The organism is Vibrio sp. HENC-03 (assembly GCF_000305755.2).
Lineage (GTDB): Bacteria > Pseudomonadota > Gammaproteobacteria > Enterobacterales > Vibrionaceae > Vibrio > Vibrio owensii.
Genome location: NZ_JH976124.1, coordinates 676791 through 694369 on the forward strand (window position 1 = coordinate 676791; position 17579 = coordinate 694369).

At 46.8% G+C, this 17579-nt stretch carries 14 protein-coding genes; 9 read left to right on the forward strand and 5 right to left on the reverse strand.

From position 1 onward, the window contains the following. Positions 1 to 51: 51 nt before the first annotated feature. From VCHENC03_RS09450 to VCHENC03_RS09440, 3 genes are read right to left on the reverse strand one after another with little or no spacing between them, the layout of a single operon-like run. Positions 52 to 2358, reverse strand: coding sequence for an efflux RND transporter permease subunit (locus tag VCHENC03_RS09450; protein ID WP_032802815.1), 2307 nt, complete (start codon positions 2356 to 2358; stop codon positions 52 to 54). Positions 2359 to 2378: 20 nt separating this feature from the next. After that, positions 2379 to 3101 carry an ATP/GTP-binding protein gene (locus VCHENC03_RS09445; protein ID WP_009706669.1) on the reverse strand — a complete coding sequence of 241 codons (723 nt, stop codon included), beginning with the start codon at positions 3099 to 3101 and terminating at the stop codon, positions 2379 to 2381. Beyond that, positions 3098 to 4087: an AvrD family protein gene (locus tag VCHENC03_RS09440; protein WP_009706670.1), complete on the reverse strand. Its 990-nt coding sequence runs from the start codon at positions 4085 to 4087 to the stop codon at positions 3098 to 3100. The genes VCHENC03_RS09445 and VCHENC03_RS09440 overlap by 4 nt, the downstream gene beginning before the upstream one ends. A gap of 184 nt (positions 4088 to 4271) precedes the next feature. Between VCHENC03_RS09440 and VCHENC03_RS09435 the strand changes: the two genes are divergently transcribed. The 8 genes from VCHENC03_RS09435 to VCHENC03_RS09400 all read left to right on the forward strand — a co-directional run bounded on the left by VCHENC03_RS09435 (position 4272) and on the right by VCHENC03_RS09400 (position 15731). Then, positions 4272 to 5042 (forward strand): outer membrane lipoprotein-sorting protein, encoded by a 771-nt coding sequence (locus VCHENC03_RS09435; RefSeq protein ID WP_009706671.1) that lies wholly within the window; start codon positions 4272 to 4274, stop codon positions 5040 to 5042. Next, the gene (locus VCHENC03_RS09430) at positions 5042 to 6214 is read left to right on the forward strand and encodes a hypothetical protein (RefSeq protein WP_009706672.1); all 1173 of its coding nucleotides are present in this window, start codon (positions 5042 to 5044) and stop codon (positions 6212 to 6214) included. Before VCHENC03_RS09435 ends, VCHENC03_RS09430 begins: the two co-directional genes overlap by 1 nt. A 46-nt stretch (positions 6215 to 6260) precedes the next feature. Continuing rightward, positions 6261 to 8159 (forward strand): sensor histidine kinase, encoded by a 1899-nt coding sequence (locus VCHENC03_RS09425; RefSeq protein WP_009706673.1) that lies wholly within the window; start codon positions 6261 to 6263, stop codon positions 8157 to 8159. Then, positions 8152 to 9378 carry a sigma-54-dependent transcriptional regulator gene (locus tag VCHENC03_RS09420; RefSeq protein WP_009706674.1) on the forward strand — a complete coding sequence of 409 codons (1227 nt, stop codon included), beginning with the start codon at positions 8152 to 8154 and terminating at the stop codon, positions 9376 to 9378. The genes VCHENC03_RS09425 and VCHENC03_RS09420 overlap by 8 nt, the downstream gene beginning before the upstream one ends. A gap of 111 nt (positions 9379 to 9489) precedes the next feature. Continuing rightward, positions 9490 to 10881, forward strand: coding sequence for an HlyD family type I secretion periplasmic adaptor subunit (locus VCHENC03_RS09415; protein ID WP_009706675.1), 1392 nt, complete (start codon positions 9490 to 9492; stop codon positions 10879 to 10881). A gap of 115 nt (positions 10882 to 10996) precedes the next feature. Next, positions 10997 to 11680, forward strand: coding sequence for a transglutaminase-like cysteine peptidase (locus VCHENC03_RS09410; protein WP_020197833.1), 684 nt, complete (start codon positions 10997 to 10999; stop codon positions 11678 to 11680). Between the two features lie 5 nt (positions 11681 to 11685). Beyond that, positions 11686 to 13599, forward strand: coding sequence for a bifunctional diguanylate cyclase/phosphodiesterase (locus tag VCHENC03_RS09405; RefSeq protein ID WP_032802817.1), 1914 nt, complete (start codon positions 11686 to 11688; stop codon positions 13597 to 13599). Between the two features lie 17 nt (positions 13600 to 13616). After that, positions 13617 to 15731 carry a type I secretion system permease/ATPase gene (locus VCHENC03_RS09400; RefSeq protein WP_005435817.1) on the forward strand — a complete coding sequence of 705 codons (2115 nt, stop codon included), beginning with the start codon at positions 13617 to 13619 and terminating at the stop codon, positions 15729 to 15731. Between the two features lie 52 nt (positions 15732 to 15783). On the opposite strand, the gene VCHENC03_RS28130 is transcribed toward VCHENC03_RS09400, so the two are convergent. Further along, positions 15784 to 15918: a hypothetical protein gene (locus VCHENC03_RS28130; RefSeq protein WP_009706678.1), complete on the reverse strand. Its 135-nt coding sequence runs from the start codon at positions 15916 to 15918 to the stop codon at positions 15784 to 15786. 209 nt (positions 15919 to 16127) lie between these two features. Here VCHENC03_RS28130 and VCHENC03_RS09390 point away from each other — a divergent pair, with 209 nt between their 5' ends. After that, positions 16128 to 16715, forward strand: a complete 588-nt coding sequence (locus VCHENC03_RS09390) for a mechanosensitive ion channel family protein (protein WP_009706679.1) — start codon at positions 16128 to 16130, stop codon at positions 16713 to 16715. A gap of 56 nt (positions 16716 to 16771) precedes the next feature. On the opposite strand, the gene VCHENC03_RS0126000 is transcribed toward VCHENC03_RS09390, so the two are convergent. After that, positions 16772 to 17386, reverse strand: a complete 615-nt coding sequence (locus VCHENC03_RS0126000) for a hypothetical protein (RefSeq protein ID WP_157621161.1) — start codon at positions 17384 to 17386, stop codon at positions 16772 to 16774. Between the last annotated feature and the right edge of the window lie 193 nt (positions 17387 to 17579).

Consider the following 17579-nt stretch of genomic DNA (forward strand, 5'->3'; position numbering starts at 1 on the left):
CTTAGGACGAATATCCTAAGCCAAGTGGTACAAGCCAAGAGTGTCAGTAAATTAGGCGGTTTGTGGTTTGTGCTGTGCTGCCTTGGCAGATTTCCCAGTCACTTTAAGCAAGGCAGGAATCAACAACAAATCAAGCACAAGCGCGATAATGATGGTGATTGCGGTCATCAGGCCCATGTCCGCATTCATCTTGAAGGAACTGCTCGCCAACACAAAGAAGCCTGCACTGAGCACTATGGTGGTACCTATGATTGCCACGCCAGTCTCTCGAACGGCGGTAACAATCGATTCTTCTTCCGACTTCCCTTCCTTACGAGACGTGTGATAACGATAGAGCAAGTGAATGGTGTCATCCACGACGATACCTAGCGTCATACTCGCAATGACGGAAAGACTCAAGCCAACTTCACCAATGCTCAATCCCCATAAACCAAAGGCAATGGAAGCAGGCAAGATGTTTGGCAAGATGCTAATCACACCAAGGCGAACGGAACGCAGAATCAAACCAATAAGGAAGGAAATCACCAATAGCGCCGCGGCAGACGCCGTCAACATGCTCACGTTGTTACGATAGCCAATGTGCGCAAACATGATGTCAGCGCTCACTCCAGGACTAACGCTGCTTTCAGGAAATAAGCCTAACAACTGGCTGCGTAACGTCGATTCCAGAGCAATCAAATCATTGGACGACATCTTCTTCGCCGTTACGATAACGCGCAGTTCTTTTTTATCCAACGCGACTTGGTTGCTGAGGTTCAATCCGTATGGAAGCGACATGTCATAAAGCAAAAGTGTTTGAGCAGACAACTCAGGATCACTGGTGAGACGATATTCACCCGCTTCATCGTTATGCAAGCTGCTGTTCAAGCGCTTCATGATGTCAGTCAGCGATTGAATGTGATACACGCCTTCGGTTTGGCGAGCCTGTTGAACAAACTGATCCAACTTATGCAGGAAATCAGGAGAGGTAATCAGTTCACCTTGTTCTGGTCGAATCGCATATTGAATACTCGCCACACCCGTTAAATTAGCGTAGGTGAAATCGTTCGCTTGGCGCACCGCATAGGATTCATCGAAATATTCAAACAAGGTGTCATCTATATCGTTTCGAACCAAGTTTGCAGCAATTACGCCACCACCAAGTACAACTACGGCGATCTTTAATCCGGGCTTCACCATTGCCCATCGAGCGATGGATTCAAGTGGTTTAGCAAGCCCAGAGCGCTTCACTACTTTACTCTTTCTTGCTGGTAACACGGCCAAAAGCGCAGGTACGAAGAACAACGTCAGGAACATGGCAGCAATCACGCCCATCGCGGTGATATTGCCCAAATCGTTAAACGGAGGAGAGTCACTGAAGTTCATCGACAAGAAACCAACCGCAGTAGTCAAACTGGTCAGAATAATGGGTAGACGATGCTTCTCCATCGATTGCTGCAACGCCACCAGCTTGGTTTCGCCTTTGTTTAGCGCATGTTTATAGCCTTGCAAATAGTGAATGCAATCGGCAACCGCCATGGTCAGAATGATAAGCGGTGCAGATGCAGACGGAGAGGTAATTGCCATGCCGAGCCAACCTGCAGCACCAAGCGCGATGAAGATTGAAGAGATGATGGTTAACGTCACTACCACCGAACTCCACAAGCTACGCAGATAGATGCCCGTGCCGATGACAATCAGCAGCAATGCGCCCGGCACCAAACTGCCCATATCTCGCTGTGTCGCCTCACCAAACGCATCATTTTGCATCACCTGGCCCGTGAGATAAAACTGCACGTCAGGGTAACGTGTCTGAGTTTCAGCGATCTTGTCTTGCCAGAACTGCGCGATCTCACGCACTTCTTCGGACTGACCCTCCGTCGTCAAACGCACCAACACATTGATCGCCGTCGAGTTCGCATCTTGAGCTAAGTAACGATTGACCAACTCAGGTTGTTTAAGTGCATAAGCTTTCTTCTCTGCAATCAGCCGGGTATTACTGAGTTGGTTCGCGTTTACAAAATCTTCGACGATCAGGTCATCATTTTGAGCATGGGTATATTGGTAGTTGGTCAATGAATCCACACGGTATGAGTGAGGTGTTTGCCACGCATATTCCGTCAGTTCCATGACTGCTTTCAGCACATTTTCCTGAAAGACATCGCCCGATTTCGGGTGCAAGACAATCAATACGCTGTCATTGCTGTTGTATTTTTCTTCGATGCTCTCAAACGCGATCAAATCTGGATTGTCGTCGCTAAAGAACACTTTATAGTCATTGTTTAAGCCGAGTTTCCCTAAGCCAACAAACGCTAGGGCCATGATGCAGAGCCACCCCACAAGGGCGAGCAAAGCTCTGGGTTTTGTCCATTTTTTCATTATTCGAGACTTCCTTTGAATTAAGCCTGCTGAGTCGCCAACACAGACAGACGGTGGTTTTCTATTTCTATCGCCTCTGCTTTCACCTTGTTCACCGCTTTTTCGATCGCCTCATCTGGGTCAACATATAAAGGCAACTCGAAATGTTCCGCGATGGTAATCAATCGGTGACGCAAATCACCGCCAACCGTGATGTAAGGGATGTTGAGCTCTTTCACAGTAGAGAGCAGAAGATCATTGGAGAGCGTTCTAAAGCTTTCAGACACAGGACGGTGGCCATCTTCCACCAAATCAAATTCAATCGGCAGGTGCACAAACTTGCTGTAGGTCTTTTTCGCATGACGCTTTGCAACGTTGCCAAAAGCATCAATGTAACCACGGTGAATCGACGCATACGGTTTGCCTATCAGTCTTTTCATAGCCAAAACCAAGTCGCTGTCATTTGGGTTAATCCCTGTTTCCAAGCGAGCTGCCCCATACACCCATTCATGCAAACAAGAACCATCAGAGAAAAAGCGATCACCACATCGCTCTTCATTCACAACACGCTCACTCAAACGACTAAGCCCCAAGTTCAGCAGCTCCGCAGTATTACACTGCTCTAAGGTTTTACCCGGCACCGCATCTGGCAGAATCTCACGCATGGTGCGCGCTTGAGTTCGTGGAACTTGAGTCGCGATCGCCAGCGCTTCCGTTAATGTCGTTTTTCCGGTTGAGTACGTTCCTGAAATGGCAATTTTCACGCTGGTTCTCCTTGTGGTAATTGATGGCATAGTTTTGCAGTTAGATTAAATTCTGGATGGCCGGAAACCGAGCCGTTTACGGTGGCAAGTCGCCATGAAGAGTCTTTCTTTTTCACTAAAGAATTCTTCATGCTGCGAAGTGTGAGTGTGTGTTTACGACGAGGGATAATGGGGTACGGCGTTGTGACCGTAACAGAGCGCATCCACAAGTTGTGAGTCTCATTACGATCCAGCTTATCGAGGCGATACATCACCAACTGCGACAGCTGAGCAAAACACGTCAGCCAATCCACCATCATCAGTGCATTGGGGTAATGCCCCATCGCGCCCGTTGATGGTTTGCCTGGGCATTGAAATAGCAAGTCACTGGAGACTGCACAAATGGCGTCACAAAAGGTGTTGTTCGCAAGGTGGCAATGACGCAAACGGAAATCACTGTTGAAGTACTCATCCTCATCCGAAAATGACACGACAGATTGCGAGTTATCCGCTTCCGCCTCATGATCGATGATCACTTCAATTTCCATACTGTCGAGCTTGGTTTTGACGCGAGTTAAGGTGCCAAACAAACTGTCCTGTGAACTGCTGGTATCAAGTAACTGGGCAGAAAGGCGCACCGCATCAAGATCCTCTAGCGCTTCTGCGCCAGCTTTAATCGACACGTGGCGGATCCACGCTTGAGACGACTGGTGGGCTGACAACTGATAATGGCGTTTGATGATCGCGTAAGAGACACGACCAGCAATCAGAAACGCATCAATCGTACTGAGATGAGGACGACGAGATTGCGTCTTCTTTTGTGACCAATCTGTTCGATACGCAACACTGACTAATCCTTGTGCGGAATCCGTGTCGTAATTGATGTTGCATTCATATTGAGTGCGCTTGTAGCCTTCACCGAAGTAGCGCTGTTCCGAGGGGCCCAAAATGTCATCAATACTGGTGACCACCTCGTTAATTTCCTTACCTGAAAGATTAAGCTCCATAAAAACAAATACTCCTTGTGCGAATCACATTGGTTGCGGAGTTTTTTATGCTACCTCCTGTGTTTCTATTTTTATCCTGTCCGAATACCCGCTGAAACTGTCCACTCGTACAGGTTCAACCCTGTCTAATTTCTTGTAACTTGCACAACAAAACTCGTCCCTCAACAAGGAGTTAACTATGAGGATGTTTTTCGGATTGCTCATGACACTCTCAGCAACGGCCGCCGCTGAGGGTGTCTCCGGGTTCGATGTAGCAAAGGAAATGATCAGTCGAGATACCGGATATGTTTCCTATACATCGGATGTGGAAATGTCGATCGTCGCAGCCAATGGCGACACGGTACGCAGACAATTGACCATCAAAGGTATCGAGCAGGAGAACGATGGCGATAAGATCATCACTTACTTCCAAGCGCCAAGAGACATTGCAGGGACCGCCCTACTTACGTTTAGCCATGCCATTGAAGCGGATGATCAATGGTTGTTTTTACCTTCCATCAAAAGGGTTAAACGCATTTCTTCGAACAACCGTTCAGGGCCATTTATGGGTAGTGAGTTTGCTTATGAAGACATGAGTTCGTGGGAGTTGGACAAATATCGCTATGAGCTCGTCGAAGAAAAAACACAAGATGGGCAAAGTTACTGGCTGTTGGCTTGCTTCCCTCGCTACGAAAATTCGGGCTACTCGAAACTTGTCGCTTGGATTGATCAAGACATTTATCAACCACGAAAAATCGAATATTACGACCGAAAAGGCACCTTGTTTAAGCAGCTAACCCTCTCCGACTATGAGCAACATAACCAACGCTACTGGCGTCCGAAGTTTGCTAAAATGGACAACTTAAAAAACAAGCGTTCCTCTTCATTGTCTTGGCAAAACATGACATTAGGTGTGGACGTTCCACAAGGCCAGTTTGAACCCAAACAGCTTCGTAACGCATACAGGCACAACTGATGAGTAAAGTGCGCACCTTACTACTCACCAGTTTGTCTCTTTCCTTTTCATCGACAGGGTTTGCCGATTGGCAGACAGAAGGTTTTGTTGGGTTAACCGCAGACCTCTACAAAGACGAGGCACAAACGGGGCAATGCTGTGACACACTCGCCAATCGAGCTCTTATTGCTCCTCGTCTACTGTGGTGGAACGATTCTGGCTGGGCAGCAACCTTCAGTCCTTATGCAGAATATGAATTTCAGTCCGAACAAGGGTTCATCAATCTGCGCGAAGCCAATATCACTTATGCGGGAGAAACGATCGAATGGTTGCTTGGCTATGGTGTGGTTTACTGGGGTGTTACGGAAGTCTACCAACCCGTCAACGTAGTGAATCAATATGATGGGCGCATCGCTTTGGGGTATGAAGAGAAAATGGGTCACCCCATGCTTCAAGCGCGTTGGTTGCCTGACTGGGGAGATGTGCAAATGCTATTACTGCCATTCCACCAGCCACGTAAGTTTAGAGAACCAGATCAACGTCGAACCCTGATTAAGCCTGTCGACGATGATGCGATCTATTCTGATGGAGAGAACGCCCTCGATAGCGCGATACGGATTGGCTTTTGGCAGGATGCATTAGACGTTGGCATTAGCGCTTTTTACGGCAATAGCCGAGAACCTTTGCTCGTCGAACGTCCTAATGACTGGCAAGCCTCATACGCACGAATATTCCAGCTCGGAACTGAATTGCAATGGACGCAAGACGACCTTTTACTTAAATGGGAAGGGACGTTTAAATCTGGGGAAGGCAGTGACTACTTTACCCTAGTCACAGGGTTTGAATATTCGGTGTACGGTTTTTCCTTTAGCCAAGGCACTCTCGGTTTAATTGCCGAATACGCATGGGACAATAGAGACACTTACGCGCCACCTACTATCTACAATAACGATGCTTTTCTTGGTTTGCGTTGGCAAGCGAATGATGTCCAAGATACCGAGTTTTTGCTGTCTGGGTTGTTCGACTTAGAGCAAACTTCACCCATCTACAAACTGACCGCTTCTGGGCGCATCAATGAACACTGGAAATGGATAGCAGAAGGTTACTATCTTTCCTCCATGTCCAGTAACGAACCCATTGCTTACCTAGAAAACGACAGTTACTTTTCTATCGGCGCAGAATACTACTTCTAAAAGCGGATCGATTTCTCGTTGTCGCGGCGGCTCACAACATCGTTAAATGCCTTTTGATAACATGGCGTTAAAAACTGGTGAGCCAATCGTGAACTTACTGAACCCTAAAGCCCTGCGCCATTTTCTCTTGATACTGTTTGCCATCGGTATGGTTGGGCTTGTTTTAACTCATCATTACGCGACAAAGTACCAACATCAGCAATGGCAATCGGATCTCAAACAGCAAGCCTCTCAGGTGGCACAAGAGATCGACTATGAGTTGGCTAAGTTTGAGCAAATTCCTAATCTACTCAGTCATGACCCAAGATTGCTTGAAGCCGTTAAAGTGGGTAAGCGTTCTGAGTCCCTCAATAAATTGCTTGCCGATTGGCTAACGCAAAGCCTTGCTGACACTATCTATGTACACGACAACACCGGCTTAGTTATCGCATCGAGTAACTACCAGCAAGACGACAGCTTTGTGGGTTCTAACTTTGCCTTTCGTCCTTACTTTCAGTACGCCTTAAATGGAGAAAAAGCTCAGTATGTTGCACTGGGCGTACGCTCAAATAAGCGCGGCTATTTCTTCTCGTCCCCTCTTTGGGTTGAAGGCAAAGTCTCAGGCGTGATTACCGTTAAGGTGAACCTAGAGCAGTTAGAACAAAGATTGGCACAAGACGATGGTGGCTTGCTGGTTACAGGTGTGCACGATGTCGTCTTCATGAGTAACTTGCCCGATTGGCGTTATCGCGCGCTTTTCCCGTTATCCGAAGCTGCGAAAGAAGAACTCAATCAAACTCAACAATATGGCGATACCCTGCCGCAATACCGAGGAGAGTTAACCGGACAAAGTGGCGCAACACAGTTTGAGAACAATCAGCTACTGGTTTCCCCTAACTACCTTGCTTACGCGACCAACTTATTCGACAAAGGCTTTCGTGTCGTCGCGCTGATTAGCCAGCAAGAAGTCCTTACCGCTGTATTGCAGGCGGACGTGGTTTACCTATTGCTCTACGCGCTCGTTGGTTTAATTGCCTTGGCGTGGTTTCAAATGCTAGTCAACAAGGCACGCCTCGCGAATGTGAATGCCAATTTGGAAGAAAAGGTGACAGAGAGAACCTTAGTCCTCAGCCAAGCCAACCACAAATTACAGCAAACCGTGCATCAATATGAGCAGAGCCAACAAGAGCTCAAACAGACTCAACAAGAACTGACTCAAGCGGCCAAACTCGCGCTGCTTGGCGAGCTATCCGCTAGCATCAATCACGAAATCAACCAGCCGCTTGCAGCGCTACGCACTTACACCGAAAACTCTCAACGCTTGATGGTGATGGAGCGCTACCCGATGGTGACAGATAACCTCGATAAAATGCTCTCCCTCAACGACACCATCGCCGAAGTGATTGCACGCTTAAAGGTGTTTACACGCAAAACGGACGACAACCCACACAACGAAGTGGCGGTCTTACACGATGCTGTGCACAACGCGACGAGAATCCTAAGCAGCAAACTCATCAAGCAAGGCGTGACACTGAAAGTGCCAACCATCGAATACAACGTGAGGTTAGCGATTCACAGCGTGGAGCTTGAACAAGTGCTGATCAACCTCTTCCACAACGCTGCTCAAGCAATGGAAGGGCATTGTATCGATCCACAAATTTCAATTGCCGTGCAATGCGACGAAACCAACTGCGATATTTTAGTTTCCGACAATGGACCAGGTATGTCAGAACAAGCGTTAGCAAGAATATTTGACCCATTTTTCACTACAAAACCGGAAGGACTCGGATTAGGTTTGACCATTTCTAAACGGATTTTGGAGAGCTACCAGGGCTCACTCAGTGCTTACAATCATAGCGCTAACCATTCCATGGATACGCACTCTCAACCATCTGGCGGCATGACTTTTGTCGTCAGCGTGCCTTTAGTGTCATCTCATAACGCAGAGGAAAACTCACATGCATAGTCCTGTTTTCTTTGTTGATGACGAACCACACATCCGTGATGCCGTGACTCAAGCCTTGTTGATTGAAGGCATCGACGTGACTTGCTTTCCCAATGCAGTCGAAGCCTTGCGTGTGATTAACCCAAACTCGCCAGCACTGATCATTACTGATATTCACATGCCAGTGATGAACGGTTTGGAGTTCATGCGCACCCTGCTTGGCAAAAATAAGCACTTCCAATTTATCGTCTTAACCGGCCATGGCGATGTGAAGACGGCAGTTGAGGCGATGAAGAGTGGTGCGTATGACTTTCTTGAAAAGCCATTTTCGACAGAGCAACTACTCAAATCCCTCAATAACGCAGGTGACAAGCTGACCTTGCTGCAAGAAAACGTCTGGCTGAAGAAAGAACTCGACATGCAAACCCATGTTGGACCGAAAATGATTGGTCACAGCCAAGCCATGGTCGATATTCGCCGAGCTTTAATCAGCGCCCCGCTCCACCAGCCGCTGATTTTTGTTGGTGAAGATGGCACAGGGCGAAGGCTAGCTGCTCAGTTCGCTCACGACATTCATGCCACACCAGAAAGTGAGCTGATTGTCGCGTCCGGTGAAGACTTATATGAACTCTCTCTCGATGCCTTGGACAAAGCCATACATCATCTTACAGACGGCAAAAGCCAATGTAGTTTGTACTTACACAGCGCAGAGCACATCTCGACGAAGCAATGGCAATGCTTGTTTCAGCATGCCAAATTACAACGTGTGTTTGGCGCGGCCAATCGCGTCGATAAAGGGATAGAAGAACGGGTGATGCTGATTCGCATGCCAAGTTTGAATGAACGCAGAGAAGATATCGGTCCTTTATACAAACACTTTGTGCGCCACTCCGCCAGCCGTTACCAACTGCAACCACCACAGATAAGCCTTGATGAGGTGAGAATGGTCACAGAACTCGATTGGCCAGAGAATATAAAACAGCTACGACAGTTTGCGGAATTGAGAGCATTAAAACCCGATGCGTTTCGTATGGAAGATTGGAACAATGAGAAAAGTATTGAAATCCAAAGTATGACTCAACGCACAGAACACTTTGAATATTGCTTGTTGTTTGACGCCTTGCAACGACATAGAGGCAGACTCAAAGAGGTTCAACTAGAATTACAAGTGTCGCGCAAAACCTTGTACGACAAACTAAAAAAACATCAGTTGGACAAAACAAAGTTCAAGGCACAGTAAATAAGGGGCACTTACCCCTTTCACACATTTTTATTCGCCGAGCATGCTGACATGGTTGGCTAATAATAATAAGATCAAAAAGATAAACCGTCTTTATAAACAAGGAATGTGATGAGCCGAGACAACTACAACAAACTTAGCAACGATGAGTTGGACTTTGTCGATGACAAGACCGCCGCATTGCTCCTAAACACGCCAAGTAGCGCCCGCTTAATGCTATGGGTCATGGTGCTGTTTTTTGTTGCAGCCATTGGTTGGGCGTCTTGGGCGCAAATCGACAAAGTCACCGTCGGCCAAGGCAAAGTCATTCCATCTTCTCAAATCCAAGTGGTACAAAACCTTGAAGGTGGCTTGGTCAAAGAGATCTTAGTTAAAGAAGGTCAACAAGTTGAAAAAGGTCAGCAACTATTGCTGATTGATGACACCCGCTTTCGTTCTGACTTCCGTGAACGTGAACAACAAGTAGCGAACTTAACCGCTTCTGTATTGCAACTATCCGCCTCGATCAGCAGTGTGGAAGTTAACCGCGAGTTTGATAACAGCAACTGGGAACAAAACGTGGTGCTGGATTACGGCAAACTGACTTTCCCACCAACTCTAGAAGAAAACCAACCTCGCCTAACCCAACGTCAAAAAGCGGAATACCGTGAAGACTTGGACAATTTGCGTAGCCAAATTTCGGTTATCGACCAACAGGTAAAACAGAAACAACAAGATTTGGTGGAAATCCAAGCGCGTGTGAGCAACCTGCGCCAGAGCTACCGTTATGCGAAAAAAGAGCTGGATATCACCAAACCGCTCGCAGATGAAGGTGTGGTACCTCGTATCGAACTGCTGAAACTTCAACGCCAAGTTAACGATACCCGCCGTGAAATGACTTCTAGCGAACTGAAGATTCCTGTGCTCAAATCCGCCATTCGCGAATCCATGCTTAACCGCATTGATGTTGCGTTGAAATTCCGCTCTGAGCAGCAAGAGAAACTGAATAGTACTCAAGACCAACTGTCTTCTTTAGTCGAGTCGGCGGTTGGCCTAGAAGACCGTGTAAATCGTACTGTTGTCGTATCTCCGGTAACAGGCACCATCAAAACATTGAACGTCAACACGGTAGGTGGCGTTATCCAACCCGGTATGGACATTGTCGAAATCGTTCCGACCGAAGACACCTTATTAGTTGAAGCGAAGATCGCACCGAAGGACATCGCCTTCTTGCGCCCAGATCTTCACGCTATCGTGAAATTTACCGCGTACGACTTTACTAAGTACGGCGGACTTGAAGGGGAATTGGAACACATCAGTGCCGATACTACGCAAGATGAAGAAGGCAACAGCTTCTACATTGTTCGCGTGCGCACCGATAAAACCAATTTTGGACAAGATGCAGACTTGCCAATCATCCCGGGTATGACGGCATCAGTCGATATCATCACAGGGAAGCGAACCGTTTTGGAATACTTACTCAAGCCAATTTTGAGTGCCAAAACCAACGCACTGAAGGAGTAAGTGTCAGCAAGGTATGCCCGATGTGTCGTTTAGCGTTGATAAGTGGTTAAATAGAAAGCACTTATTTCTCACTGACGAGCCCGTTGGAAGAGTACACTTGTGATGTGAGTCGAATATGCCACCCAGATTGAAGCGTAAAGTTACATTATTAATCAGCATCGGTTGTCTTTCGTTCCAAATCGGCGCGTTAAACAGCAAAGAACAACGATGGGTCGATACGGTCACTTCAGTCTATGGTGAGCGCGCTGGGATGCGCGTGAAAACTTGGCGAGACAACATCGATTTTTTCAAAACATTGGAGACTCATGAGAAGCTTGCAGGCGTTAACGACTTTTTCAACCAACTTTACTTCGTTGACGATATAGACCTGTGGGGTAAAAAAGACTACTGGGCGACACCACTCGAGTTCTTGGGCAGTAATGCCGGCGACTGTGAAGACTTTACCATCGCCAAATACTTTTCCTTACTTGAGCTCGGTATACCGGATTCAAAGATGCGTTTGATCTACGTTAAAGCCATCGAACTGAATCAGTTTCACATGGTACTCGCCTACTACCCAACCCCAAGTTCGGAGCCTCTCATCCTCGACAACCTCAACCCAGAGATTGTTCGAGCCTCCAGACGTAGCGACTTGCTACCGATATACAGTTTTAACGGTTCAAACCTATGGCTTATGAAGTCTTCTGCTGGCGTTGGAGAGCTAGCAGGAAAAGCCTCACGTTTGAGCCTTTGGAATGACTTACGCTCGCGCGAACGTAAGTTGCAGTTAAAAAAACCTAAAATTAACTATGACGAGTGAAAAACATGACCCTATATAAGAAGCTTGTAGTGGGAATGGTTACGGTCTTTATACTCTTGATGGCATCAGTATTCGTAATCCAGTTCAACACTACTCGAGACAGCTTAGAGCAGCAGCAACGTTCAGAGGTCAACAACACCATTAATACCGTTGGTTTGGCGCTAGCACCTTACCTGAAAGACAAAGATAAGGTGGCGGTCGAATCTGTGATTAATGCGTTGTTCGATGGCAGTACTTATTCTGTCGTACGTCTCACCGCGTTAGATTCGGATTACCAAATCGTACGCTCGTACCCAGTCAAGCCAAGTAGCGTTCCGCAATGGTTTATCGACTTGAACTTGTTCAAGGCAATTCACGACAAACGTGTAGTAACCAGTGGTTGGATGCAGCTTGCAGAGGTGGAAATCATCAGCCACCCAGGCGCAGCCTACGAGCAACTGTGGCAAGGCTTTATTCGCCTGCTATCGGCATTTGGCGTTATCTTCCTAGCGGGTCTAGTGGCGATTTCTTACATCCTACGTCGCTCACTCAAACCTTTAGCGGCCATCGTGAAGAAAATGCACGAGATTGCTAACAACCAGTTTGGTGACCCACTGGCCCGTCCTAAAACGAAAGACTTGATTGCGGTTGTTGACGGCATTAACTCGATGTCGGCACAAATCGAACTGTCATTTAAAGAACAGGCAAAAGAGGCGCAGCGTCTGCGTGCTCAAGCTTACCTAGATCCAATCTCCAAACTGGGTAACCGCTCGTTCTACATCAACCAAGTTGACCAATGGCTAGCAGAACAAACGCAAGGGGGTATCGCGCTACTCCATGCTGAATACATTGGTGACATCTACGAGACAAAAGACTACCAACGCGCTGATGCCCACGTGAAAGAGTTGTCTCAACGTTTGAAAAACACCATCGACGTTCCGGGAGCAACCATTGCTCGTCTATCAAGCGACGAATTTGGTCTTCTATTCCCGCACATGGATGAAAGCGAACTGCGCATTCTGGCTGACAGCATCGTCAACTGTGTGAATGGCCTTAACACCGACCCAACCGGCCTTGCTAAGCCAAAAGCATCACTGGGTGTGGCACACAGTAAAGATCAGAAAACGCGTACTGAAGTCCTATCAATGGTGGATAACGCGCTATCGAAAGCGAAAGCGCAACCAGATAAAGCGTACGGCTTCGTGGGTGGTGAAAACACTTCTAACCTTATGGGTAAACAGCAATGGAAAGCGCTGGTTGAAGAAGCGATTCACAGCGATTGGATTAAATTCCGCTTCCAGTCTGCGAAAAACACCTGGGGTAAAGTGTTCCACAACGAGGTGTTCTCAAGCATCGAAAAAGATGGCGAGACCTACCGTGCGAACCAATACCTGTTTGCTCTTGAGCAGCTAGACGCAACTAATATCTTCGACCAATACGTTATTGAATCGATGATCAAGATGCTAGAAAGCGGCGAGCTAAAAGAGCCAGTGGCAATCAACATTGCGCAAAGCAGCTTGTCTCAACCATCGTTCATTCGCTGGACCACCAGCATGCTAGAGAAGCACTCGAAAGTTGCCCCTATGCTGCACTTCGAGCTTCCTGAAGCGTGTTTCATTGACCATCCGCACCACACAGCGCTGTTGTGTAACGCGATTCGTCAAGCAGGTGCGGAATTCGGTGTTGATAACTACGGTCGTAACTTCCAGTCACTTGAGTACATTCAGGAATTCCGCCCGAATTACGTGAAGTTGGATTACCTATTTACGCACAACTTGCACGATGAGAAACAGAAATTCACTCTGACCTCAATCTCTCGTACCGCTCACAACTTGGGTATTACGACGATTGCATCGCGTGTTGAAACACAGATTCAGTTGGATTTCCTCACCGAGCACTTTGTTGAAGTCTTCCAAGGCTTCATCGTCGACAAGGAATAAGAAAAGGTATACCAAGGATGAAAGACCCTTTACTGAACTCGCTCATTTACGTTAGCCGATACTACGGGCTAGCCAACTCACCGGAAGCGCTGATCAACGGCCTTCCGCTCTCTGATGGCAAGCTTACCCCGTTTCTGCTACCAAGAGCGGCGGAAAGGGCCGGATTGGTTGCCAAGGAAAACCGTGCAGAGTTAGACCAGATCTCGAGTCTGATTCTGCCGGCTATCTTACTTCTAAAAGGTGGCGATTCTTGCGTTCTCAACAGCATTAACGTTGAGAAAAAAGAAGCAGAAATCACCACCCTAGAAAGCGGAATGGTGCCTATCTCCATTCCTTTAGAAGACCTACTTGAGCAGTACACTGGTCGCTATTTTTTAGTTAAAAAGCAATTCCGTTATGACGAGCGCTCTCCCGAAGTGCTCAAAACCAAAGAAGGTCACTGGTTTTGGTCAACCTTGTGGCAATCGAAACGCATCTATCGCGATGTGCTTATCGCTTCTATCCTCATCAATATCTTCGCTATTGCTGCACCAATGTTCACTCGCTTGGTGTACGACAAAGTAGTCCCTAACCTCGCGTTTGAAACCCTGTGGGTGCTAGCAAGCGGTATCTTTGTAGTGTTCTTGTTTGATTTCTTGCTCAAATCACTGCGTAACTACTTTATCGATGTTGCGGGTAAGAAATCCGACATCCTGATTTCTTCAAAGCTGTTCAGCAAAGTCATGGGCATCCGAATGGAGTCCAAACCACCTTCAGTGGGTGCGTTTGCTCGCCACTTGCAAGAGTTCGAATCGATTCGTGAGTTCTTCACTTCTGCAACCGTGAGTGCGCTGATCGACTTACCTTTCGCGATTTTGTTCCTAGTTATTATCTGGCTGATGGCGGGCGATCTGGTTTACGTGCCAATGATTGGTGTGGTGATTCTGATGATTCACTCGGCGCTGATTCAAGGTCCACTACGCCGCTCGATTGAAGAAGGTTCTCGCCTTGCTTCACAAAAGTACGCCAACTTGATTGAAAGCCTTTCCGGCCTAGAAACCGTGAAAATGCTAAGTGCACAAAGCCAATTCCAATACCGTTGGGAAGAGGCAGTGGCACACATGGCAAACTGGAACATCAAGAGCCGTCGTATCACCGACAGCATTCAAAATGCAGCGGGCTTTGTTCAGCAAAGTAGCAACGTCGGCATGATCATTCTGGGTGTGTATCTCATCTCAAATGGTGATTTGACGATGGGTGGCTTGATTGCAGCAACTATGTTGAGTGGCCGCGCGATCGGCCCTATGGTTCAGCTTTCATTGTTGTCGACACGCTATAACCAAGCTAAGTCTTCAATGACCATCATTAACCAAGTGATGGAAATGCCAGACGAGCAAGAAGAAGGAAAACGCTACATTCACCGTCCTATCGTACAAGGTAAGATTGAGATTGACCGTGTGACCTTCCATTACCCAGATGCGCCAGTGGCATCGATTCGTGATTTAAGCCTAACCATTAATCCAGGTGAAAAAGTCGCAATCATCGGTCGTATTGGTTCGGGTAAAACCACGTTAGAACGCCTGATAATGGGCCTGTACAAGCCGACAGAGGGTCACGTGCGTATTGATGACACTGACATCGAACAGCTTCACCACGTGGATGTACGACGCAATATCGGCTGTGTACCGCAAGATTCGAATCTGTTCTTCGGTTCTATTCGCGACAATATTACCCTAGGTCGTCCACTCACCGATGATCGCGATGTCTTAGACGCCGCCAACCGTGCAGGTGTCACCGCCTTTACTCAATCGGATCCTGCGGGTCTAGAGCGCCAAGTGGGCGAAGGTGGCGGCATGTTGTCTGGTGGTCAACGTCAAGCTGTGACGATTGCACGAGCGTTCTTGGGTCGCCCTCCAGTGCTCTTAATGGATGAGCCAACCAGCGCAATGGATAACCGTTCAGAGATGCACATCAAGCATCAATTAGCGCAGTTAAAGCCAAGTGAAACGCTGATTTTGATTACGCACAAAACCTCAATGCTCGACATCGTTGATCGTGTGATTGTGATGGAAAAAGGCAGCGTGATTGCTGATGGTCCGAAATCGCAAGTGCTGAATGACTTGAAACAAGGTAAAGTTCGCGCCGTGAGCTAAAACCGCACAAACAGAAAATCAAAGCCCCGTTGAACCCAGTGTTTCGCGGGGCTTATTTATTGATGGTCAGTAATCCAAAGTAGCCAAACTCTTCGAGGAATATCCAAAGCAACACAAAGCCAACAATAACCACTAATCCCATGATTGCCCTTTCATCTTCTTCCATCGCATCCCTACCATTTTCCATAACGCTCGTAAGTTACGTTTCTAGATTAGCAGCAGCCAACGCACCAGATATCAGAGTTCATCCCTTCTCAATTCGGAACTGAGATATCGGTCAAAATTTGTTCAACACGAATATTACTCTGTATCTAAAATAGTTAATTACTTGCGAGCCAAAATCGGCTATAACACGCGCCTTCTTAATATTCTCGAGTTGAAGAAATGAATCATTGGATGCATTTAGAGCAAATCAGTCAGTATTTCACGGCTGGCTCTATCGGTTATAAAGTGTTGATGGGCATCATCATTCTGATCGCTTATCGCTTGCTAAAGAAAATCGCCAACCGTGCGATCCTAAATTTGGCAGAAGCTAAAGGCGTAAACAAAGCGCGCTTGAGCTTTATTCAGCGCTGCTTCAACGTCGCGTTCTTGTTTTTGTTTGCTTCGCTTTTCGCCATCGTAACCGGCATTGGTTATGGCGATGTGTCACTCTTCCTATCGTCTATCTTTGCGGTACTGGGTGTGGCTTTCATCGCACAGTGGTCGATTCTAAGTAACATCACGGCAAGCTTTCTGATCTTTTTTGTCTTCCCGTACCGCGTCGGTGACCGAATTAAAGTCGTGGATAAAGACGAAGACATCAGCGGTGAGATTCAGGAAATCCGAATGTTCCATGTGCTGATCAAGCACGACAACGGCAACCTAATCACTTACCCAAACAACTTGATGCTACAAAAAGCAGTCTTAAAACTGGCAAAAGAAAAAGCCAAGCTTGAGGAGCCCAAAACCACCTCACGCATTTATACCCGCAGAAAGAAATAACCCACGAAAAAGCCGATGTATCTACATCGGCTTTTTGTTTAGATAAATTAGCCAGTTTAATCGGATACACATAGCCGGAATGGAAAGTAGTTACAGAGATCTCTATCACTTTCTATCTTCGTTTCCAGCTTGATTTTACGTTTACCGAGATAGAGGTAAAAAATAGGTCTTCTTTCGATTAGATGGCCTTCTAAGATAGAATCATCATCAAGTATTCTCGTCTCGACTTCAATTTGCTGGTATGCCTTGAGCGTTGTTTTTAGATCGTTGCATTTATCAACTGACATGCCAGCATTATATCGTTGAGGTCTGTCCTTTCTTGCATCGAGGATTTCGATATATGAGCCAGAGCGGGTGTTGTATTCACAAGTGACGCGACCAATTTCAAATGATTCTGTCAAATACTCAACGCGCTCAGGCGGCACATAGCCATACCACAATGTAAACAGAACAAAGATGACAAAAGATACGTGCCAACGATCAAATTTTATTATTTGTTTTCCCAAATCTCTTTCCTTACCCCCTCTGCTGCAGACCTGACCACAATCACATCCGTCATGTATTCCGCATACTGAAAACTTTATGTTCAAATCGGGTGAGCCAAACAAACCACTACCGAACTCACCAACATGAGTCACATCAAGATCTAAGCTATTGATGTGGATGAACATAAAAATCATCTCCCGCATTTATACCTGCAGAAGGAAATAATCCACTCAAAAGCCGATGTATCTACACCGGCTTTTTGTTATCACTTGGTGGTAACAAATAGCCCAAAGTTAATAGCGAAAAACAGTGAAGAGACAAAACGTATAAACTGAAGGTCACCACTGTATTCTTTCATGATAAAAAAATGACACATCG